18 protein-coding genes and 1 riboswitch are annotated in these 22,131 nt (G+C 43.6%); of the genes, 9 read left to right on the forward strand and 9 right to left on the reverse strand.

From position 1 onward, the window contains the following. The first annotated feature begins 10 nt into the window (after nucleotides 1-10). From IP510_RS09650 to IP510_RS09660, 3 genes are all read left to right on the forward strand, one after another. Nucleotides 11-289 carry a hypothetical protein gene (locus IP510_RS09650; protein ID WP_058369221.1) on the forward strand — a complete coding sequence of 93 codons (279 nt, stop codon included), beginning with the start codon at nucleotides 11-13 and terminating at the stop codon, nucleotides 287-289. Between the two features lie 86 nt (nucleotides 290-375). Further along, a complete protein-coding gene (locus tag IP510_RS09655) occupies nucleotides 376-2,271 on the forward strand; it encodes a protein kinase domain-containing protein (protein WP_194364580.1) in 1,896 nt (631 codons plus the stop codon). A 56-nt stretch (nucleotides 2,272-2,327) separates the two neighbouring features. After that, nucleotides 2,328-3,626: a VWA domain-containing protein gene (locus IP510_RS09660; RefSeq protein WP_194364581.1), complete on the forward strand. Its 1,299-nt coding sequence runs from the start codon at nucleotides 2,328-2,330 to the stop codon at nucleotides 3,624-3,626. A gap of 108 nt (nucleotides 3,627-3,734) precedes the next feature. On the opposite strand, the gene IP510_RS09665 is transcribed toward IP510_RS09660, so the two are convergent. Further along, entirely contained in the window at nucleotides 3,735-4,631 is an 897-nt protein-coding gene (locus tag IP510_RS09665) for an ABC transporter substrate-binding protein (protein WP_194364582.1), read from the reverse strand. 171 nt (nucleotides 4,632-4,802) lie between these two features. Next, a riboswitch (TPP riboswitch) is annotated at nucleotides 4,803-4,919 on the reverse strand. Nucleotides 4,920-5,176: 257 nt separating this feature from the next. Here IP510_RS09665 and IP510_RS09670 point away from each other — a divergent pair. Continuing rightward, on the forward strand, nucleotides 5,177-5,599 hold the full coding sequence (locus IP510_RS09670) for a YbaN family protein (RefSeq protein ID WP_194364583.1): 423 nt from the start codon (nucleotides 5,177-5,179) through the stop codon (nucleotides 5,597-5,599). A 244-nt stretch (nucleotides 5,600-5,843) separates the two neighbouring features. Next, on the forward strand, nucleotides 5,844-6,053 hold the full coding sequence (locus IP510_RS09675) for a cold-shock protein (protein WP_010201661.1): 210 nt from the start codon (nucleotides 5,844-5,846) through the stop codon (nucleotides 6,051-6,053). A gap of 246 nt (nucleotides 6,054-6,299) precedes the next feature. Here IP510_RS09675 and IP510_RS09680 read toward each other — a convergent pair whose 3' ends face one another. Continuing rightward, nucleotides 6,300-7,424 (reverse strand): YeiH family protein, encoded by a 1,125-nt coding sequence (locus IP510_RS09680; RefSeq protein ID WP_194364584.1) that lies wholly within the window; start codon nucleotides 7,422-7,424, stop codon nucleotides 6,300-6,302. Between the two features lie 221 nt (nucleotides 7,425-7,645). Between IP510_RS09680 and IP510_RS09685 the strand changes: the two genes are divergently transcribed. Beyond that, a complete protein-coding gene (locus tag IP510_RS09685) occupies nucleotides 7,646-8,581 on the forward strand; it encodes a LysR substrate-binding domain-containing protein (RefSeq protein WP_194364585.1) in 936 nt (311 codons plus the stop codon). 110 nt (nucleotides 8,582-8,691) lie between these two features. Here the strand turns inward: IP510_RS09685 and IP510_RS09690 are convergent, their stop codons facing one another. Next, nucleotides 8,692-9,153, reverse strand: coding sequence for a universal stress protein (locus IP510_RS09690; protein WP_057761630.1), 462 nt, complete (start codon nucleotides 9,151-9,153; stop codon nucleotides 8,692-8,694). Nucleotides 9,154-9,252: 99 nt separating this feature from the next. After that, the gene (locus IP510_RS09695) at nucleotides 9,253-9,714 is read right to left on the reverse strand and encodes a universal stress protein (protein ID WP_194364586.1); all 462 of its coding nucleotides are present in this window, start codon (nucleotides 9,712-9,714) and stop codon (nucleotides 9,253-9,255) included. A gap of 390 nt (nucleotides 9,715-10,104) precedes the next feature. Between IP510_RS09695 and IP510_RS09700 the strand changes: the two genes are divergently transcribed. Continuing rightward, nucleotides 10,105-13,185, forward strand: a complete 3,081-nt coding sequence (locus IP510_RS09700) for an insulinase family protein (RefSeq protein ID WP_194364587.1) — start codon at nucleotides 10,105-10,107, stop codon at nucleotides 13,183-13,185. Nucleotides 13,186-13,267: 82 nt separating this feature from the next. Here IP510_RS09700 and IP510_RS09705 read toward each other — a convergent pair whose 3' ends face one another. After that, the gene (locus IP510_RS09705; protein WP_194364588.1) at nucleotides 13,268-13,831 is read right to left on the reverse strand and encodes an NUDIX hydrolase; all 564 of its coding nucleotides are present in this window, start codon (nucleotides 13,829-13,831) and stop codon (nucleotides 13,268-13,270) included. 1,089 nt (nucleotides 13,832-14,920) lie between these two features. Here IP510_RS09705 and IP510_RS09710 point away from each other — a divergent pair. Then, the gene (locus IP510_RS09710; protein ID WP_413786481.1) at nucleotides 14,921-15,520 is read left to right on the forward strand and encodes an NUDIX hydrolase; all 600 of its coding nucleotides are present in this window, start codon (nucleotides 14,921-14,923) and stop codon (nucleotides 15,518-15,520) included. 27 nt (nucleotides 15,521-15,547) lie between these two features. Here IP510_RS09710 and IP510_RS09715 read toward each other — a convergent pair whose 3' ends face one another. From IP510_RS09715 to nhaA, 3 genes are all read right to left on the reverse strand, one after another. Further along, nucleotides 15,548-16,891, reverse strand: a complete 1,344-nt coding sequence (locus IP510_RS09715; RefSeq protein WP_194364590.1) for an oxygenase MpaB family protein — start codon at nucleotides 16,889-16,891, stop codon at nucleotides 15,548-15,550. A gap of 82 nt (nucleotides 16,892-16,973) precedes the next feature. After that, nucleotides 16,974-17,567, reverse strand: coding sequence for a DUF2799 domain-containing protein (locus IP510_RS09720; RefSeq protein ID WP_194364591.1), 594 nt, complete (start codon nucleotides 17,565-17,567; stop codon nucleotides 16,974-16,976). 167 nt (nucleotides 17,568-17,734) lie between these two features. Beyond that, nucleotides 17,735-18,937, reverse strand: a complete 1,203-nt coding sequence (gene nhaA / locus IP510_RS09725; RefSeq protein WP_194364592.1) for a Na+/H+ antiporter NhaA — start codon at nucleotides 18,935-18,937, stop codon at nucleotides 17,735-17,737. A 590-nt stretch (nucleotides 18,938-19,527) separates the two neighbouring features. Between nhaA and IP510_RS09730 the strand changes: the two genes are divergently transcribed. Next, entirely contained in the window at nucleotides 19,528-20,283 is a 756-nt protein-coding gene (locus IP510_RS09730) for a TSUP family transporter (RefSeq protein ID WP_194364593.1), read from the forward strand. Nucleotides 20,284-20,378: 95 nt separating this feature from the next. Here IP510_RS09730 and IP510_RS09735 read toward each other — a convergent pair whose 3' ends face one another. Further along, nucleotides 20,379-21,755 carry a dicarboxylate/amino acid:cation symporter gene (locus tag IP510_RS09735; protein WP_194364594.1) on the reverse strand — a complete coding sequence of 459 codons (1,377 nt, stop codon included), beginning with the start codon at nucleotides 21,753-21,755 and terminating at the stop codon, nucleotides 20,379-20,381. Nucleotides 21,756-22,131 lie beyond the last annotated feature (376 nt).

Raw genomic sequence — 22,131 nt, forward strand, 5'->3', positions numbered from 1 at the left:
GAGCTTTACTATGGATGAGTCATACTACAACAAATTTATAAGACTGCATGAGACAAGCGATAGTGTGGAAGCTAACGAATATCTTGAGTGCGAGTGGGTGCTATTGAATGTGGTCAAAACACAAGTTGCTGAGGAAAGTTGGAACACATATTATGTTCTTGGTTGGAATAAAAAAGTAGAAGATATTAAGCGAGGCAGGTCTTGGAAGGAAAGGATGGATACAGATATTGAGAACTATAAAGAAGATAGAAATAAAGCTGTTCCAGATGATTTAGATACTTTGTTCTAATCAGTAGGAGTATTGAAAAAATAGGTAACATAAACGATGAATTCTAAATGTACTAATGGATATCTAATTATATAAGAGCCTCAATAATGAATTTTGAAGATGTAGAAACTGGCAATATAATGAAGATAAATGATATCGACTGGATTTTAGAAGAGAAAATAGGAGAAGGGGGTAACGGCGTAGTTTGGTCAGCTTCAAAAGAAGACTCAAAATCTGAAAAAATAGCTATTAAGTTTGTTAAATGTGCAAGTTCTACTAAAAAAACAAGATTTGATAGAGAGGTCACTATACAGTCAAGTTTTGATCATAAGTCAATTGTTCGTATTTATGACTATAGTACATTTGGAACTACTCGCTGGTTCACAATGCCTATTTGTAGCTCTGCTTCTAGCCTACTAATCGATAGAAGTGCGACGGAAATATGTGATGAATATCGAAATATTGTTTCTGCTGTAAAGTATATCCATAATGAAGGTATGGCTCATAGAGATATTAAGCCTGACAACATATTAAACCTAGATGGAAACCTCGTTTTAGCTGATTTTGGTTTAGTAACCTCTTTATCCTCTGAAGATAGGCGTATTACTAAAGTTGGAAGTAAACTTGGTAATTTTGCAACCATTGCTCCTGAATTAAGATATGTTGAAGATATTGATGCTGATTTTAGGCCAGCAGATGTCTATTCCTTAGGTGTGACGCTATGGATGCTACTAAATAGGAATGAAAATGGGTTTGATGGGCAGTATGCTATTGCAGCTAAAAGTATGTTGGAGATAGCTCTAGAAGGTGAAAAGTTAGAGCTGAGGAGTTTGCACGACTTACTTGAGAAAGCTACAGAATATGACCCTAAGCTAAGACCAAGTATTGAAGAGTTTGAAGAAAAACTAATAAAGTGGATTGAAGCGACTAAAGACTTTGCGGTTCTTATATCTTCAAAATGGATAAATCTTCAAAAGGAAATAAACCCATACAATGCTCATTACTTAGAGTTCAGCGATATAGATGTTATTGTTTCTATCTTAAATCAAATTGTTCGGAACGATGAAACGGCTAATCATTGCTTCTTACCTAGAGTAGGTGGATTAGATTTAACTAGAGCTGAGGTTAAAGAGAACGGAGAAGTTAGGTTGTTAATGAGTGGTAGTTCTTATTATGATTGCCTACCAAAAGCGTTACATTACGTCAATTATCAATATAAACCATCAGAAAGCTATTTTTTTCTCGAAACGCAACCAATTGCAAAGCCTATTAACTCAGGATTATATGAGAAAAATAACGAAATAGTGAGCTATGCAGAGTTTGCAAACGGTGACTTAACCTCTGCTGAGTTGTATAAAGATGATATTTGGAAAGGTAGATATATTCCTAATGATACTAAAAGTGTTACTAGGGTATACGAAGGCAGTTTTCTTTTCGTCTCTAGACACTCTTTATATAATTCATATGGACCCGCCTATGATGCTAGACATTCGAAAATGGGGTTTGAGAAGTTCAAGATCTACTATCCTAGACCTTACTGTAGCCTGCAAATTACACCTAGACCGCCACAGTTTATAGAGAATGATAATAGTTGGGAGAATGACCCAGAATTTTACATATATTTGAATTCATTAGATGTACCGAGGGTATTATCGTTATTAGAAAAATGGCCTGCTGATGAGAAGAGTGACGATAACGAATGGGGAGTTATAGGCTCAGGGAGTTTGTTTAAATTTGCTATAGATCATTTATCTGCAGATTTTAGCTTTCTAGAAGAGTTGAATCGCAAAGAGCTATTAGAGTTAGTTTCTATCATGTATCTAGGGAGAGAGACATATGGAAAGAGAACCAACCGAGATATATGGACTTTCTATCTAAAACATGTGAAAAACGAATCAGATGAAGAGTTGAGAAGAATTATCAAAGATAAAATGCCTTCTGCTACCAAAGAGTATATTAGTCAGGGTTTGAAAGCTTTAGGAGCTGAGCAAGCTGACTATTAAAAATAACGATAAAATTTAGGCTTCTGAAGAGCTTTTGTATGAATAAGAGGAACACCATGAACCATCTCACCGTCGGACAACGCGCGCCTTTAAGCAATCTTGCTATTGACGATACTGTACCGATCACGCTTAAGTTCACTCGCCAAAGCCCGATAGAGATGGACATCAGCTGCTTTGCGTTAGACGCAGCGGGCAAACTGGTCAATGATGATTACATGGTGTTTTATAATCAGCCAACCTCACCGTGCGGGCAAATCAAGCTCACCCATTACGAGTCGCAGCCAACAGCGAGTAAAGGCATCCAAGCCGAGTTTGAAGTTAGTTTATCCAAACTGGATGCGAATATAGACAGCTTGTTTTTTGTGTTATCAGCCGACACGCCGCTGAATCAAATTCAATCGTTAGAGATTGGCATTTGGCAGCAATCACAAAAAGCGCAGGCAGAGTATCAAGTAGCTGACTTTGCCCAGCAGCAAGCCAGTATGCTGATGCAGCTTTATCGTAAGAGTGGCGTGTGGCGGGTATCTAACGTCGCGCAAGGCTTTAATGGTGGACTTGCCGCCATCGTGCAGCATTTCGGTGGCGATGTAGAAGAGGGCAGCCCGCAAGTACTCGAGGCGACCGCCACGCCAGTTCAAGCAAAACCTTCATTAGAGAAGGTCATGCTAGACAAAGCGCCAAAACTGGTCAATCTGGCCAAAAAAGCCACGATATCGCTTGAGAAACGCCAGTTGCAGCAATTAACCGCAAAGGTAGCATTGGTGTTAGACGCCTCAGGCTCAATGAACAGACAGTATAAAAAAGGCCGCGTGCAAGAGGTGGTCAACCGTATATTGCCATTGGCAGTGAGCTTCGATGATGACCAAGCGCTAGACTGCTGGGCATTTGCCCGAGATCCACAGTATTTGGGCGAGATTGGGCTGAGCAACTATGACGGTTTCATTGACAACGCTCATGGCGGCTGGCGCAAATGGGCACTTGGCCCGCGCATCAACAATGAAGCAGAAGTCATGAAAGCCGTGACGGAGTTTTATCAAAAAGACGGCTTGGATGTGCCTATCTACGTGCTATTTATCAGTGATGGCGGGGTGAATGACAATCGCGGTATCACGAGAGTCATGACGGAAGCCGCGAAACTGCCGATATTTTGGCAGTTCGTGGGCTTGGGTGGACGTGGTTATGGCATCCTAAAAAAACTAGACGACATGACAGGCCGCGTGATTGATAATTGCGACTTTTTTGAACTCGATGATTTGGATGACATCAGCGAAGAAGCCTTGTATGAAAATATGCTAGAAGAGTTCCCAATGTGGCTAAAAGAAGCCAAGCAACTAGGCATAGTCAATTCACTATAAAAGTATTACTGCGCTAACCTCACTATTCGATTGCAGCTAAATAAAAAACCGCCACAGCAAATACGATGGCGGTTTTTTATTATTCAAAATAATTTTTTTCTAAAATATCTACAACGCCCACAGCGATTGATATTGCTCATCAGTCAAGGTCACAATATCGATATCGGCTAGCATCTCACGCAGCTCTTGCCATTTATTTGCATCAGGCGTGATCGGCGTGATCAATCTGCCCAGCGTATTATCAATAATGGCATTCATCAGCGTATCGGCTTCGGTTTTACTATAGTCATAATACATACGGTGAGCGGTGGCTGGCTCGTTTTTGCACAGTTCCGTCATTTGGTTGGTCACTTGAATAAAGGTATCTATCGCATCCTTTTTCGCGCTATAGATCTCATCTGTTGTCAGAATCTCTAACGCTGAAAAGTTCGGATAAGGTGACAGATGCTGATCGATAAACGTAAAGTCCAACCCTTCATGAGTTGCCTCAACGCCTTCAAAGTTATAAAAGCATAGCCATGCGCCATCGAGGCTTGGGTCTTCTTGCAGATTTTTTATATGATAAAAGTCCTTTTGCACAAAGCTCACATTATCACGGCTGATACTAAAGCCATTTTTTTTGGCATAGCGAGCCAATATCTCAAAGCCAATACGATTGGTTTTTTCTTCAGCAGCAGGGGTACAGATGCGGATAGGCTGATTGTTTTTTAGCTTATCTATGCTGGACTGCTGCATCAATATGCCGCCATCGGTCTCAAAAAAGCAGCCTAGCGCACGTAGATTAGGCGCGTAATGTTCGAACAAATGGATAGGCTCATTGACATGCAGATCGATGCTCTGGTTCTGTAATTCGGCAAAGCCATCATAGTGGTCGTCCGGCTCGATAATAGTGATATCAAGCCCTGCCTGCTCATATGCGCCCGTGTTCACACCAGCGATAAAGGGCAGGTGATCAGGGTTCAAAAACCATTCGAGGGTCAGAGTAAGTTTGGTAGTCGGCTGCATTGTTGTCTCCTTTTTGATTATAGAAAACAATCAGACTGATACTATTAAGGTAAAACAAGAAAGGCCAAATAAGAAAGGCGAGGTCTCGATACTAACTTTCAGATGCTTGGCGTTTGATATGGTTATCACCAGTACATCCTCTATAGACTGCTCTTATTTATAGACCTCTTAAGGCGTGTCACGCTTGTTTCCTACGTCAGTGCTAACTGCTTCAGGTTCACGGGTGTGTCTCAGCGATGATGTGGGCTGTATTTACAGCATTAAATCAAAGCACCCCGACAAGATTGATAGGTACTGCATTATTTTTGATTGATACTCGCCATCATAGATGACATATAAGTCATGACGCAAGTCTGTTGATAGTAAGCGCCAACATTTACCCAATGACTAACCAAACATACCTATCAATAGCAAAAACCTCATATAAATAGTCTTGTACAATTTTTAATGATATTGCATGCTTAGCTACTTAAACAGGTAGCTGTTGTATACAGCGTTTAATGCTACTTACCTCAACCACTGTATCGTCCAACGACATCACTTATATGACTCATAATAAAAAAGCGTTTTATCACAGACCCAAGACCAATCAATCCAAAAGCCCAATGCTGCGTTGGACGTTTTTGACGCTTGGCTGGATATTTTTTATCTTAGGAATTATCGGTATATTATTACCCGTGATGCCTACGGCGCCTTTCATCCTATTGGCAGCAGGTTGCTGGGCGCGTAGCTCTCGGCGCTTTCATTTTTGGCTGATCAATCATAAATACTTCGGCAAATTCGTCCGTGATTGGGAAAACAATCATGCCGTTCCGCTATATGCCAAGTGTTTGGCAACCATAATGATGGCCGCATCGACAATTATGTTGTTTTATCGTTTGCCTGCCGATACGATGTGGGTGGCATGGCTGGTAGCCGCTGTCTGTAGTGGGGTAGCGGTGTATTTGTTCCGTTTACCGAATGCCTAAAATCGTTGCAATTTGCGCCAAAATCGGTCAATAAATGGCTTCTGTTACACGAAAAGTCAGATAAGACTTGCGATACTAGGATGTACCCCTTATAATACGCCCAAGCTTAAGAGCAGTTCTGCACCAAATCATTACCTCGTAGTATTAGTTATAATCCTTCGTTTTAATATTTATCGTTCAGTAGCTATTTGCAAGCGTTACCGGTCACTAGGCCATTAATAAATTTAAAAGTAGGATTATCAATATGTCAGATACTCAAAAAGGTACAGTTAAGTGGTTCAACGAAGCTAAAGGCTTTGGTTTTATCGCTCCAGAAACTGGCGCAGACGTTTTTGCTCATTACAGCGAAATCACTGGTTCAGGTTTCAAAACTTTGGCTGAAGGCCAAGAAGTTGAGTTCACTGTAACTCAAGGCCAAAAAGGCCCACAAGCACATAACATCGTTGCTATCTAATTTGTCTTTATAGACAGATAGATGAATAGATGTAAAAAAGCGAACCTTCGGGTTCGTTTTTTTTCGTCTGCGATTTAGTATTTAAGACATTGGTATTAGAATTAGTGACAGCCTTATATAAAAGGCTTAAGCCAATCATACTAGTCAAAATGACAGATAAAAAAACACCTCCGACTATTTGTATAGCCGGAGGTGTTTTTTTTATTAAGTAGTGATGTAAGCAGCTAAAAAGGGACAGTCGGTTTATTATATAAAGCTAATGCCAATATTGATCAGACCGCCGCCCAGTATCAACCAACCAAACATAATAGCACCCAAGATAAGCGGTCTAACACCAGCTTGTTTGATCGCGCTTAGATGAGTGGTCAGACCTAGCGCAAACATGGCCATCGTCAGTAACACATCATCCAGCATCACCATACTGCGTACGATACTCTCAGACATCGGCACCCAAGTATGTATCAACACAATGCCGATGAATATAAACGCGAACCATGGCACTTTGACTTGTTTGACGCGGGTCATAAATGAGGCTACATCGCTCTTATTGCTCTCGTCTTCTATAGCGGCATTATTTACGGTGCGATCTTTGGTTAGCGCAAAAGATAACACGAGCAGGAAAGGCGCGAGCATCATGACGCGTATCATCTTGGTCACGACAGCGGTATCGCCAATCTCAGTATTGATTGCATTACCTGCGACCACGACTTGCGCCACTTCATGAACGGTTGAGCCAGTATACATGCCGTACTGCTGGGCGCTGAGCCAAGGCTGTAACCAACCGAGATGATAGAGAAAAGGATATAGCAGCATCGCGATAGTGCCAAAAACCACCACAGTTGCCACTGCAATAGTGACTTTGTGAGCGTCGGCATTGACGACTGGCTCTGCGGCGATGACGGCAGCAGCACCGCAAATACTTGCGCCTGAGCCAATCAATATAACCGTTTCTTTATCGACTTTTAACCATCTAGTACCCAACCAATAGGTTAGCAGAAAGGTCGAAGTCAGTACCAGTGCGTCAGTCATAATCGCTGGCATACCGACGCTAGCAACTTGCGTCATGGTCATCTTAAACCCATAAAACATAATCGCAAGTCGCAAGATTTGACCCTTTGCAAAGCAAACACCGCCGTTTAAACGTTCAGCGAATTTGGGATAAATGGTATTACCCAAGATCATGCCCAGCAAAATCGCTAGCGTTAAAGAGGATAAGCCGACGATACGTCCGTTTGACCATACATCTAAACTGCTATCCAACCATAAGCAAAACAAACTACCGATCAGAACTATCGCTAATCCCGCTAGGTGACGGTGATTAGGGGTATAGTTATGCACGGAGTTGCTGACTGATTGGACGAGTGTGTGCATGATACGGCATCCTATTACTTATATTAAGATAAGCATAAGCTTATGAATAGACAGTATATGCCCGCTGCATTTATAATAAAAACAGATTAATAAGATATAAACTATCGATTTTTTAGGTTAATATTTATGATATAAGTCAACATACTGCGCATAAGCAGCGAAAAAAGACAGGTAGAGCGAATAAGACAGGCTGAAAACTGACATAAGGCATCATCAATAACATGAAAAAATCTGTGCAGACAGTGCCAAAGATTACGCTAAAGCAATTGGCGGTATTTGTGAGTATTTACCAGACGGGTAGCACCAGCCGTGCCAGTAAAGAGTTGCATTTATCACAATCAGCAGTCAGTAGCGCATTGACAGAGTTAGAGTCCAGACTACAGATGCCGTTATTTGAGCGCGTCGGTCGTCGGCTCAATCAGCATCCCAATGCTCATCCGATTTATATACAGGCACAGGCTATCTTGGGTCAGTCGCTCACGCTTGAGCATTATCATCAGTATCAAGCAGGACAGATTCATATCGGTGCCAGTACCACTATCGGCAACTACGTGCTGCCATCATTACTTGGCAAGCTATATGAGGCGCTACCCGATGCCAATGTCGATATGTATATTGCCAATACTCAAGAAGTGGTAAGCGAGGTTGAGCAACTCAATATCGATATCGCGCTGGTAGAAGGGATGCCGCGTCCGATAGATATGAAAGCCATTGAGCAGCGTGAATGGCGTACTGATACGCTGATGATATTTGCCAAGCGTGATAGCAAGTGGCTAAAGAATGTGGCTACCTATAGCCAAGATAAGGACTGCTATCAGCTGACCATTCATCAGCTAGCCCAGTTGCCGTTGCTAGTGCGCGAGGCAGGGTCAGGCACACGGCAGATTATCGATGAGCAATTGCTTAAGTATCTACCCAATGCAGAAGTGGTAAAGGCGATACATCAGTCCGAAGCCATTAAGCATATGGTGAGTGCAGATATTGGTCTTGGTTGTCTATCACAGCATGTGATTGAGACAGAACTGACGACAGGTGAGCTGGTACAAGTGAACGTGGCGGGAATTGATCTATCGCGTACATGGTGGCTGGTCTGGCATAAAGCCCGTCACCAAAGCCCAATTTGGCAAATCTTTATAGATATTATTCAACAAGGTTAAACGATAAGTCTAAAAATTATTAGCCACAAAAAAGCGCAGCGTTGAAATTTACGCTGCGCTTTTTTGTTTAAGACATGCTCTAGATAATATAAGACAATCAAAGCATATTTTTATGCTGAAACAGGTTTGTCCAGTCTCACTACAAAGCTATCGCAAGGTACATTGGGCAGGATATTATCCGCAGTTGCGCCACTGATCCATGCAGCGATACCAGTACGCTTATGACGACCGATGACCAATAGATCGACATCGTGTTTATGACAGTAGCTGACGATACCTTCACTGCTGGAGATGGCAGTTGTGACTTCTGACGTTGCTGCATTTAGCTGATTGCGTTCAAGAAATTGCGCCAGCTTTGCGCGCGCTTCTTGGCAGCGCTCATCATCAATCTCATCATAAAGGCTAGAGGCTGGTACCAGCTCATAGCCAAAGCCAACCATGGTGTCTTTGACAATATGCAAAACGGATAGCTTAGAGCCTGGACGGTTTTCGACGATGCGCTTGGCCTTTTGCGCGACTATATCTGCATCAGAGAGTAAGTCGGTGACCAGTAAAATATGTTCGTAACTCATAGCGTCTTCCTCATGTCAGATAGTATTTACTATAGCACTACTCTAGGGCGCTGTTAAGTAAAGCTTGTCATCTTTAGCAGCGGATGAGAGCGATGCCAATTATTCTGATACAGGCCGATCAAGCTTAACCACTAAGCTGTCGCAAGGAGCATTTGGCAATATACTATCGGCAGTCGCTCCTACCAACCACGCGGCAATGCCATGGCGCTCATGGCGTCCAATGATAAGTAAGTCGACGTCTTTTTCACGGCAGTAGTCAATGATACCTTTGCTATTAGAGATGGCAGCGGTTACCTCAGAGTTCATCGCTTCTAGCTCGTTACGTGCGAGGAATTGCGCCAGCTTAGCCCGTGCTTCTTGCCACTTTTCACTATCGACATCCCCCGAGAGACTAGAGGCAGGCACGAGCTCATAACCAAAGCGTACCATATCATCTTCAACGATATGCAAGACGGACAGTCTGGCTTCAGGGGAGCCTGCGAGGATACGCTTGGTTTTTAGCGCCACTGTGTCCGCATCGGATAGTAAGTCAGTGACCAGTAAAACGTGTTGGTAGCTCATAAGGTACTCCTATTAATAGTTAACTTTATAGTATAGTCAATCCTTTATAAAAGAGTTACGGCGTTAACCTCGCTTGAGGTATCACATATACATCTGCACTCGGTTGCCTTGTAATTCTTTTAAACTGAATTAACTATAGCAGTGCAGGCCGTCTTTGTTAAGTTATAAATCCATAATAAAATTGTGGATATTTATGGATTTGTAACTTTAAGGCTTTAATGGCTACCCGCGTAGATTACTGTGTGGTGGATTATTACATGGTTGCTGACTTGACTTATCGATGTCGCAGCCCCACTAATAGCGCTAAGCCAACTCTTTTTTAGCCAATTTATTACTCTATTTTCCCTACTAGTCAGGGCACTATACGCATGATAAGCGATAAGGATAACTATGACGGACACGCCATTTACTGCTGATTTAACGCTGCATCCAGCATTTGAGCTGATTGAGCATCGCCATATTGAGGCGCTATCGATGGATGTGCTGATCAGTCAGCATGTAAAAACAGGAGCGATGCATTATCATCTGGCACACCCAAGTGATGAAAATGCGTTTTTAGTCGGCTTCCGCACCCAGCCAATGGATTCAAAAGGCGAGGCGCATGTCTTAGAGCACGTGGCGTTATGTGGCTCGAACAAGTTTCCAGTACGTGATCCGTTCTTTTCGATGATTAAACGGTCATTAAACACGTTTATGAATGCGATGACTGCAGCCGATTGGACTGCCTATCCGTATGCGACGCAAAACAAAAACGATTATTTTAACTTGCTCGCTGTGTATCTAGATGCGTCATTTTTCCCAAATATTCATCCGCTCGATTTTGCCCAAGAAGGCATTCGTGTTGAGCTTGACGAAAATGATAAGCCGCAGTTTAAGGGTATTGTTTTTAATGAAATGAAAGGCGCCATGAGTGGTGAGATTGACCAGCTATATCATACGGTTGCTCATCATCTGTTCCCAACGACGACCTATCATTATAATTCAGGTGGTGATCCTGCCGATATCCCTGACTTGACGCACACTGAGCTGACTGAGTTCCATCAAAGCCATTACCATCCGTCAAACAGTGTCATCATGAGTTTCGGTAATATTCCTGTTGCTGAGACGCAAGTCAAAATTCATGAAGATGCCTTGATTCAGTTTGAAGCAGGCAAGAAGCATGTATCGCGTCCAGAACAGCGTTTGTCAGCGCCTGTCAACGCGGTTGATACTTATACTGCTGACGAAGCGGGCCCAGATCAGACGCATCATGTGCTTGCTTGGTTATTGCCATCGATTACCGATCCTAAGCAGCGCTTAGCATTGCGTTTGCTAGAAGGCGTATTGATCGAGCATGCAGGCTCGCCATTGCGTGCTTATCTTGATAGCCATCCACTAGGTAAAGCGCCAAGTCCGCTATTGGGACTCGATGACAGTCATTATGAAATGGTCTTTTATACGGGACTGCGCGGCTCCAACCCTGAACATGCCGAAGCGGTCGAGCAAGGCATTATCGACTTGCTGACTGACGTGGCAAATTCACCAGTTGATGATGAGACAATCGAGACCATACTGCATCAGATTGAGATAGATCAGCGTCACATTGGCGGCGACAGCATTCCTTATGGTCTAAACCTCATGCTAGAGGGCTTTAGTACCGCCATTCATGATGGCAACCCTATCGATGTATGGGAAGTTGATGAGCATCTACAGTGGCTACGTGAACAAGTCGTCGATCCGCAGTGGCTACCGAACTTGATTAAAACGCATCTGTTGGACAATCAGCATCGCGTACGCGTAACGATGACCCCTGATAGCGAAAAAACAGCCTGTTTGGCAGCAGCTGAGCAAACTCGTTTAGATACTATCGCGATGGATTTGACTGCTGATGATAAAGCTATTTTGAAGCAACAAGCCTTAGATTTAGCAGCACGCCAAGCTGCGCCAGATGATTTAAGCTTATTACCAAAAGTAGGTCTAGAAGACGTCCCAACCGATATTAGCTTTAAAGAAGGCACGCAAAAGCAGGTGCGTTTGAGCGGGCAAGACAGCACGCTATTTGAGTATGAAGCGGGCACCAATGGCATCTATTACTATCAAGTCATCATCCCGTTGACCGATGCGATTGGTAATGCGAACGCAGATGCGCTACCAGTCAATGATGTGATCAACCATCCATTGTTGCCTATCTATTTAAGTCTGTTGTCAGAGTTAGGGACGGACACGCTCAGCGCCCATGAAATGCAAGCCAAGCAAGCGGCGCATTCTTCTGGTGTGACTGCTCGTATCAGCCAGCGTACCAATATCGATGATAGCCAAGCGATTAGCAGTTATTTCGTTGTGGCAACGCGTGCACTTAACCGCAAGCCTGAAGCAATTGATTTGCTCAAAGAAGTCATGGAACACAGTATTTTCTCTGAGCATGACCGTATCAAAGAAATTTTGCAACAGCGTCAAGCAGGTTGGCAGTCAAACCTTGCAGGGTCTGGTCACTCTTACGCCATGCAAACTGCCAGTCGTGGTATGAGTCGTCAAGCACAGCTAGAATATGTGCGCAGCGGTCTGCCAGCATTGAATGCGCTAAAAGACTTCTTAACGCATGCCAGTACAGATGATGCGCAGTGGGATCAATTGGCTACGAGCTTGATGGATTTACATCAACGCTTAATCAGCTTGCCTAAGCATGCGGTTATTATCTGTGAAGCTGAGCAAAGCGAACGCTTAAGCAGCTTAATCGTTGATAGCTGGAAAGACAGCCAAGTAGTAAAGTCTGCTAGTAACTTAACGAACGCGGAAGCAAATGTCCCAAGTGAATTTGCCAATCTGCAATTAGATACGGCGTTAAACGGTGCGACTGATGCAGTTAAGGCGTTAGAGAGTGGCGACGATGTTAAAAACGACGTGCTCGAGGTTGCAGATTTAGCATGGTTGGTGCCGACCAACGTCTATCACAATGCCAGTGCTTATACTGTCCCTGCTGCTGACCATCCTGATACCGCTGCACTCATGGTATTAGCGCCTTACTTACGTAACGGCTATTTGCACAGTGCTATTCGTGAGCGCGGCGGTGCCTATGGTGGCGGCGCAGGTTATGATGCCAATGCGTGTGCCTTTAAGTTCTTTAGCTATCGTGATCCCCAGTGTGCTGAGACCTTTGCGCACTTTGATGCCAGTATCGAGTGGATATTGAACGAACCACAAACCGATGAGCAATTAGAAGAAGCTATCCTAGGTATCATCTCAGGTATGGATAAGCCAGGCTCTCCTGCAGGTGAGGCGATCAAAGCGTGCTTTGCTAACTTGCATCATCGCGGTGTCGACTGGCAGCGTAAAATGCGTGCGTCAATATTGGCCGTGACGATCGATGACTTGCAGCGTGTTGCCAAGCAATATCTACAAGGGCAGGATCACGTACGTGCGGTACTAGCGCCTTACGATAAAGAAGAGGCAGTAAAAGGTCTTGGCTTTGAGGTATGTAGAATCAAGAGCTAAGACCATTAGATTTGTTCTAGATTAAAAGTTGAGCACAAAAAAGCCAAGCATTATGCTTGGCTTTTTGCGGTTAAGTAATTGGCTAATATCGCTTGATACTCAAATCTTTACCAATTTTATCCTGATGAATCGGGAAATCAGACAATTCATCAAACTGCTTACGATCAGCAAAATAGCTTTTCAAAGTACGGCGAATGGCTTCAAAGGCCAGCTTATCCCATGGGATATCTTCTTCGCTAAACAGGGCACATTCGAGGCTTTCTGAGCCGGTACCATAGGCGCCATCTTTTAGATCGGCGAGATAAATAGAGTAGATCTGCCCAATATCTGGTAAGTCATAAATGCAGTACAGGTGAGGGTTTATCACGGTAGCATCGGCTTCTTCGTAGCTCTCGCGTGCGGCACCTTCAGCCATGGTCTCGCCGTTTTCCATAAAGCCTGCAGGTATGGTCCATAGACCGTATTGAGGCTCAATCGCTCGTCGGCACAGTAACACTCTATCATCGTGTACAACTAACGAACCACAGATAACTTTCGGGTTTTCGTAGTGGATATAGTGGCAATTTGGGCACACCAAGCGCGGCATATTGTCTGTAGGTGGGATTTTTCGTTCTGCTTCATGACCGCATTGGAGACAATAGCTCATATCGACTACCTTATTAGAAAAGTTATTATGCATGGTAATTTTTGTAGGCTATAAAGCCCATACTTTGAGATGCTGCTATAGTCAAATCCATATAAATCCGCTACATCGTCATCCTCGCTAAGCATACTAATGTATAACTTGCACTCGGTTTCCTTGTATCGAAATGATATTGAACCGACTATAATCAAATTCATATAAATCCGCTACATCGCCACCCTTGCAAGCCATACTAATGTATCGCTTGCACTCAGTTTCTTTGTATCGCAATTACTTGAACTCAACTATCTATAAGAGATTATTCTAAGAAACAGCTGTGGTCTTAAGATAGCACATATTATTGGCATACAGAATCAGGATAACAGTAACGTATCATTTTACTAGGGCGTGTCCTCATTTTAGAAATGGTAATAAAAATGAGATAAACTGCAGTCAAATAAGGAAAGTAGCGCAGATAATATCGAGATATTAGTCAGCTATTTGACGCCGTTTGGCAAGATTTAGCCATTTTTAACCCATTTAGATGACTATCGATTGAATTGAGGACATGCCCTAGTGCACTAGGAAACTAAATGTGGTCTGTTATAAATAACACTATCCAGCATGGCCAAGTAGTGAGTCAGTCACATAAATAACATGCAGCTGGCATGAGATTACGCTAGTCTAGTGAGACAGTGGCAGCACTCAATACCATATGGTTAGAGAGCGACTAAACGGCTATGGTGTTGGCCTCTCTAGATGTACTACTTGTATAATCTGCAGTCGGCTGCCTTTTGACAGTTTTAGACTTCCTTGACTATATACTCATAAAAAATAGCCCAAATAAGAGAAAAGGGTGGCCAACCATCTTGCTTAGTGTGCATACATTGGATGAAGGAAAAGCTGTCATCTAAAATTAGATCCGCAAACAATACTTTTGATAACGCTTGATAATGACAAAAATATAGGGCAATTACAATGTTACTCCTTCCAGAGGCTGTAAGCTTCGATAACCTATCAGTCGCTGTACCCACTTTTATTCGCCATCCTACGCTTAGAAAATTGGCTGAGCGAGTGCAACATGAAACCTTAAATGCACTGACGAGTCCTGCGATGTACGAGACTAATGACACCTCGTACAGCACGCGTATCTTGGATAGTCTGTATCAGACGCCGATTGCTGATGCCTCAATACTGGTCGCGATTACCAATGAACGAAAGCCTAAGCTTCTATTGACGCGGCGTGCGGCACACATGAACAGCCATGCGAGTGAAGTATCTTGTGCAGGTGGTAAACATGAGGTTGGTGATGGTAATAACGTCGTCACTGCGTTACGTGAAGCCTGTGAAGAGACGGCACTACCACCCAATAAAGTTCAGCTTCTTGGGCAGCTGCCGATCCAAACCTCTAAGAGTGGCATGAGCGTACGACCAATCGTCGCACTCATTGCCCCAGATCTGGTATTAGTTCCAGAGGCAGGAGAGATATCGCGTATATTTTGGGCAGATTTTGAGTCATTGGTGACGCAGCCAACGGTTGAGTATGAAATTGAATACACAATGCAAGAGCAGGCAGCCACTATCTTTACACCGAGCTGGCAAGTCGATGGTGAGACAGTGTGGGGACTAACAGGACGTGTGATTGCTAACCTATTAGAAACAGGGTTTGACCGACAGCTAGAGTGGTACTACCGCGTAGAAAACAAACGCTGATAGATGTCGTCTACTTATAATAGTCATCTACTTATAATAGTCATCGTTCTTTTTTAGCCACCAGTTCATATTGTCTTGGCGCTGAGCACGAAAGGCTTCTAGCTTATCAGCAATAGTTTTATTGTGCTGCCGTGCGGTATCTAGTGCAAATAAAATAGGCACAGAAGACAGCACGCTAAATCGTATCTTCGATTTTGGCAAATCCAACCCATCACCAATGTCATCACCGACCAAGGTGCGAGTGACACTGGCGTTGACCATCTCGACGAAACGTCCACGTCGATTATCTTCACCCATTAACTGGCGTGGTAAGTCATGCAAGGCTTTTGCCAGTGGCTGTCCCATCTTAAAATCTAGCTGCTGAATGGATAGGTACGTATATAGCCACTCCCAGCATGCCGCTTCATCTTTTGGCAGACGATTTAAATCAACGCCCATCCAATAGCTGGCCAGATTCCAGAGATGCAAGATACCTTCGGCTTCTTCTGTGCTAATACGTGCGCCTAGAAGTCGTAAGCCGCGCATAATCAATAAGGAGAACTGTAAGTGGGTGGCAATCATATCGGTTTGATTGATAGGGATGCCCCAATAGTCAGTATTCCAGCTGCCATCAGGATTATGATGCTGATCAGCGCTTGGTATCACGCCTGTCGCTGCATTACCTTTACCTTTGAGTAAATTCTGCCGTACTAGAGTATGTATCTGACGTACTTTAATGGATTGTCGCCAGCCTTCAGAGCCAATGGCCAATACTTGATCGATAGATTTGCGCTGACTACGCGTGCCCATATTCGAGTGTGGATGCTCAGACACCGCCAGTATATAAGCATAAGTACGCATGAGCCGTGGTAGTGCATCGTGCATCAGTGCACCCGTCTGAATGAGTGGCAGTGATAGGGCAGGGATGCTATAACCGGCCATCAGCGCGACATTACGCAGTAGCCAAATCAGCATGAGTGGATAGCGCCGATAAGCGACTGCACCAATCTGAGCAAGTCTGGGGTCAAACCAATCGGGATGACTGCCAAATTGCTCGGTTAGTGCGCTAAAGGATGGGTTGCTAGCAAGGTCGTTATCTGAGTCGCCTGCAATAATGCTCTGCTGTAAGGGCTTTGCAAAACGGATATTTTCAGCGGCCAATGCATCTGCGAGCGGGTCACCGATATCGTAGCCTGCCACCATCTCTTCTAGCAGCGCAGGTGAGATAGCAAAGTCTTTTGGCAGCAGATAACTTTTAATCCGCTTCAAAACCTGTAGATCACTGTGGTCATCTATAGCCGTAGTGCGTCCGTGATGCTGATAAGAAGCCAGTAATGGAGGATGGTTATTGCCCGTGGAGGTACTTGCTGTATTGGTGGTTTTCTTATCCATGTTATCAAGTACCTTTTTAATTAAACACCCTTATGCTTAAACGCTAGGATAGTATCTGTACTGTGGCTGGGATTTATACTAATTACTGATACGAGCGAATAGATGAATCCAATTGCTTTTGAGTAGATTGGATGCGCCGCTTCGTCTGACGAATCTCCTCAGAGAGGGAGAGCAATCTTGCACGGGCTTCTTTTTCATTAGCGAAGTCTAACATTGCACCACCTTCGAGCTTATCAAATTCTGCTTGATAAGTGTATAACAGGCGTTTGTCTTCATCCAATTGACTGTCCAGCTTATAGTAATCGAGACCTTGCTGATTGGCTTGTTGCAGCACACGGGCGTTAGTGACAGGACAGACAGTGTTTAACTGACGGCCGCGCCTGCCAACGTTATAAGCATTATTGACAGTACAGTACTGCTTAAGCCCACTCTGACGACCACGCTCCCATGACTGATAATCAGGGGCTACGCCGGCTTTGGCACAAGCTTTGGTATGAGAGGCCAGACGGTCTGAGTGGTAACCTGCGACACCATCGTTGTAGCCAATGGTTTGCCAGTCACCGACCACACATTCTTGTTTAGAGAGCGTGGCACAGCCTGAGAGTAGGTAGACACTGCTAATGATAGACAGTCCTAAGGCAAGCTGACGTATGACATGATGTACAGAGCGGTACATAGTGATTCCCTATAGCCAATATTATCAATGAATATCAATCAATTTACGCTGATGGTCTGTTCTGATTAAGCTAAGTCCATATTGCCTACCAAGCAACTCAGCAGTATTTTTGTAGATAATAAAAAGCGACTTACAAGCGTCGTGCTCATAAGTCGCTCGTTTTGATATTAATGAGAGCGGGTCAAATCAACGGATGTGCCACTGGCATTATCTTTCAAGCTCACCTTGAGCATGATGTAACCTGCGATACCTGAAACAATTGAACCCATGATGATGCCTAAGCGCTCATCAAACATGGTCGCCTCGCCAGCGAACGCTAAGCCACCAATGAACAAGCTCATGGTAAAACCAACCCCGCACAATAGCGCTGCGCCATATATTTGCTTGTAGTCCATGCCTTTTGGCATGGTTGAGATACCAAGCTTAAAGATTAACCAGCACATGAACATCACACCCAACTGCTTACCGATGAACAGACCTGCCGCGATACCTAGCGGTACTGAGTGGAATAGCTCAGCCATGCCTGCTCCTTCAAGCGATATACCCGAGTTGGCAAAGGCAAATAGAGGCAAAATACCAAACGCCACCGAGTTATGTAAATCGTGCTCTAGCTCCTCAAGCGGAGAGTGCTCAGGATCGGTACGGTCAAACATCGGTATAAACAGCGCTAGCACCACACCGGCTAAGGTCGCATGTATGCCTGACTTGAGCACGGCAATCCACATAATCAGACCAATCAAGAGATAAGGTGTGATATTGGTGACGTTACGGCGATTAAGAACATATAAGAACGGCAAACATAGGCCAGCCACAGCTAGTGACTCTAATGACAGCTCACTGGTATAAAACAAAGCGATGATCAAAATGGCGCCGATATCATCAAAAATCGCAATAGAGACCAAAAATACTTTTAGAGAATTGGGTACACGATTACCGAGTAAGCTTAAGATGCCGAGGGCAAAAGCAATGTCCGTTGCGGCAGGGATGGCCCACCCTTTCCAAAACTCAGGCTCATTGTAGTTAAACAGTAGATAAACAACTGCTGGCATGATCATACCGCCGAGTGCTGCACCGGCTGGCAAGATGATTTGTTTGACGTTAGACAGCTCGCCAATCAGCACTTCGCGCTTGAGCTCTAGCCCGACCAAGAAAAAGAAAACGGCCATCAGACCGTCATTGATCCAGTGGTGAGCATCTTTGGCAATCGCGAACTCACCAATTTGAATGGAGACAGGCGCGTGAATAAAACCTTCGTACCATACGTTGAGAGGGGAGTTGGCAATGATCATTGCAGCAATGGCAGCCAAGGCTAAAACGATACCGCCCGCTGCTTCAAACTCAAAAAACGCCTTAATCCTTCGTATTGCCATATCATCCCCGTTTGCTAAATATAATTCACTAAATCATTCAATAACTTCAAATGTCTGTCTCGCTGTTTGTCTCACGATAGCAGATAGACCCTAACAGTTTCTCATACTCTTATTAATATAAACAACAAAATACGTTGAGCGAAGACCATCCGCTCGCTTTTTTATATCAATAACAGCAATATTATAAAGGGGATATGAAGGTCAATACAGTTGTAAGTCGTTAAATCTTTTTAAAAAAATATTTTTTGTGCACAAGTGTTGGTATCCTACTCGACAAATCTGGCAAACTTTATGATGTTTTTGGCGCTTTTGTCTTTATAATGACCGAGGCTTGATGCCCTTACATAGTCAAAGAAGTCTAAAATTGGTACAAGGCAGCCGACTGCAGATTGTACAAGTAGTACATCTAAGGAGGGTAACGCCGTAGCGGTTTAGCAGTTCGCTGACTATAGTGGACGTACTGGGTGCTATTTTTTGAGTTTACAACAATTATAATCTGGTCTGAGCAGCATCCTATAGTCCAATCAAAAATACCATCGTAGCTTTTTTCTTATTCTTTTTTTTATCACAACATCTTGCAGGTCAGGGTCATGGATTTATCATTCTCGTTAGAGGTTATTTTAATGCTCACTGCGGTGGCGGCATTGGCAGGGTTTATTGATGCGATCGCTGGCGGCGGCGGTTTACTGACCATACCAGCCATGCTACTGGCCAATATCCCACCAGTACTCACGCTAGGTACCAATAAGCTACAAGCGGCATCAGGTGCATTAGCAGCATCCATTACGATGATTCGAAAAGGTGTCGTAAAGCCGCAACGTATAAGAGTAGGTATTATTGCTGCTTTTATTGGTTCCGTTATTGGTACGATTGCCGTTCAGATGTCGCCACCAGATTTGCTCGAAAAGCTGATTCCGTTTTTGATTGCCGCTATTGGTATCTATACGTTGTTTGCCCCTAGACTTGGTGAAGTAGAAGCAGCACCGCGTATATCCGAAAGTAAATGGCAAAAAGTCGTTGCACCAATCATTGGTTTTTACGATGGTTATATTGGGCCAGGCACGGGCATGTTTTTTGCGCTCGGTAATGTGGCATTGCGCGGTCGACAGATTATAGAAGCGACAGGCGCTGCAAAAGTATTGAATCTATCGACCAATATTGGTTCATTGATATTCTTTATTTTGGGTGGCAATGTACTGTGGAAAGTAGGACTGGCCATGATGGTTGGACAAACGATAGGGGCATACTTTGGTTCCCATATGGTAGTCAAGGGCGGTAGTAAGCTGATTCGTCCGATGATCGTGGTGGTGTGTTTGGCGATGATTACTAAATACGTATTTGGCTAATTAGTTGTTGGTTTTACTGGTTATTGATTATAAAAAAACCTCAGCCAATTTTGACTGAGGTTTTTATTTTATGGACGTCTCTTTAGCAAGCGTGGTTAGCTGCGACGATCGACATCATCATACTCGCTACCCATGATGCCATCACTAAAGACTTCAGAGAATTCACGCTCGTTGTCTTCATCGATATGACCATCGAACACATCCTTTGCACCAGCATTAGGATCGTTATAAATAGCCAAATCCATTTTACCTTCTGATTTTGCCACGATGGCTGTTACAGCAGCATCACCACCTACGTTCACAGCAGTGCGTAGCATGTCTAGGATACGGTCAACACCTAGGATCAGACCAATACCTTCGATTGGCAAACCAACTTGTGCAAATACCATCGATAGCATAATCAAGCCAACACCCGGTACACCAGCGGTACCGACAGAGGCCAATACTGACATCAAGATAACGGTTAGGTATTCTGTTATACCCAAATCAATGCCATAAATATTGGCAATGAAGATGGTCGCAGTACCTTGCATGATTGCCGTACCATCCATGTTGATGGTGGCACCAAAAGGAACGGTGAACGAGGCAACAGAGTTATTGACACCCATACGCTTGGTAACGGTACGTAAGGTAATAGGAATCGTCGCGTTTGAGCTTGAAGTGCTGAATGCAAAAATCTGTACTTCACGCATTTTTGCCAAAAAGGTTTTGATTGATAAGCCTGAACCAAGTTTTAGGACAATCATCATGGTGACAAAGAAATGGAATGCCAATGAGCCGATCAATACAGCCACATAACCCAGCAATGACCAAATCAAATCTAAGCCAAGCTCTGCCATGGCTTTAGTCAATAGTGCAAAGACACCGTAAGGAGCTAGGTTCATAATGATTGTCACCATTTTTAAGATGACTTCATTGATAAGCTCTAAACTTTTAACCAAGCCTTTAGCAGGCTTGCCAACCATCAATATACTAACGCCAATCAAAATCGCAAAGAAAATGATGGATAACATATCGCCATTGGCCATCGCACTGATGGGGTTCGATGGGATAATGTTAGAAAACACGTCAAGAAGTGGTGGCGCAGACGCGGCTTCAAAGGTAGCATCAGTACCGATGTCCATACCTTTACCGATACCAAACAGAACACCAAGTCCAATCGCTGTAGCAATTGCCAATGCCGTGGTGAACATATAGATCATAAAGGTTTTGGTACCAATACGACCAAGTAGACGAATATCACCAATACCGCAAACACCGCAAATCAATGAGATAAGTACTAGTGGTACGACCAGCATTTTGAGTGAGTTAACAAACAGCTTGCCAATAATAGCGAGGAAGCCGTTTGTAATATACGTATTAACAAAGCCGCCTTCAGCATTTAGTCCGGAATAGTTTAAAAACAAACCCAGTATGATACCGAGCGCCATGGCAACCATGATCTTGCCCGTCAGTCCCATATTTTTCCACATAACCTCTATCCTTTTGTGTACAACGTCCAATAGCAGGTATGGCAATAAATCAATGCATAAATGATTGTTGTTTCTACACCCGATCTTGCTACGTCTATAAATTTTGATTGGTCATTTTATGTCAGGTTCTCAAACAATATAAAATAATTGTTAAGGTAACTGCAACATTTTTTTATGATTCAGCCGAGATAAACCCAATAATAAAGCTGCTTATAAGGCTACCCACGATTTGAAGAGAGCAGATAATACTGCTTTTTTCCACTAATGATAAGCAAAAGTTTTTGTTTGTAACCAAAAAAAGACTGCCCAAATTGGACAGTCTTTTTAAATTAAACAATAGTTATGTAGAATTTGAGAATTTTACCTCTTGAATACG

This window comes from Psychrobacter sp. NG254 (assembly GCF_015277735.1).
Lineage (GTDB): Bacteria > Pseudomonadota > Gammaproteobacteria > Pseudomonadales > Moraxellaceae > Psychrobacter.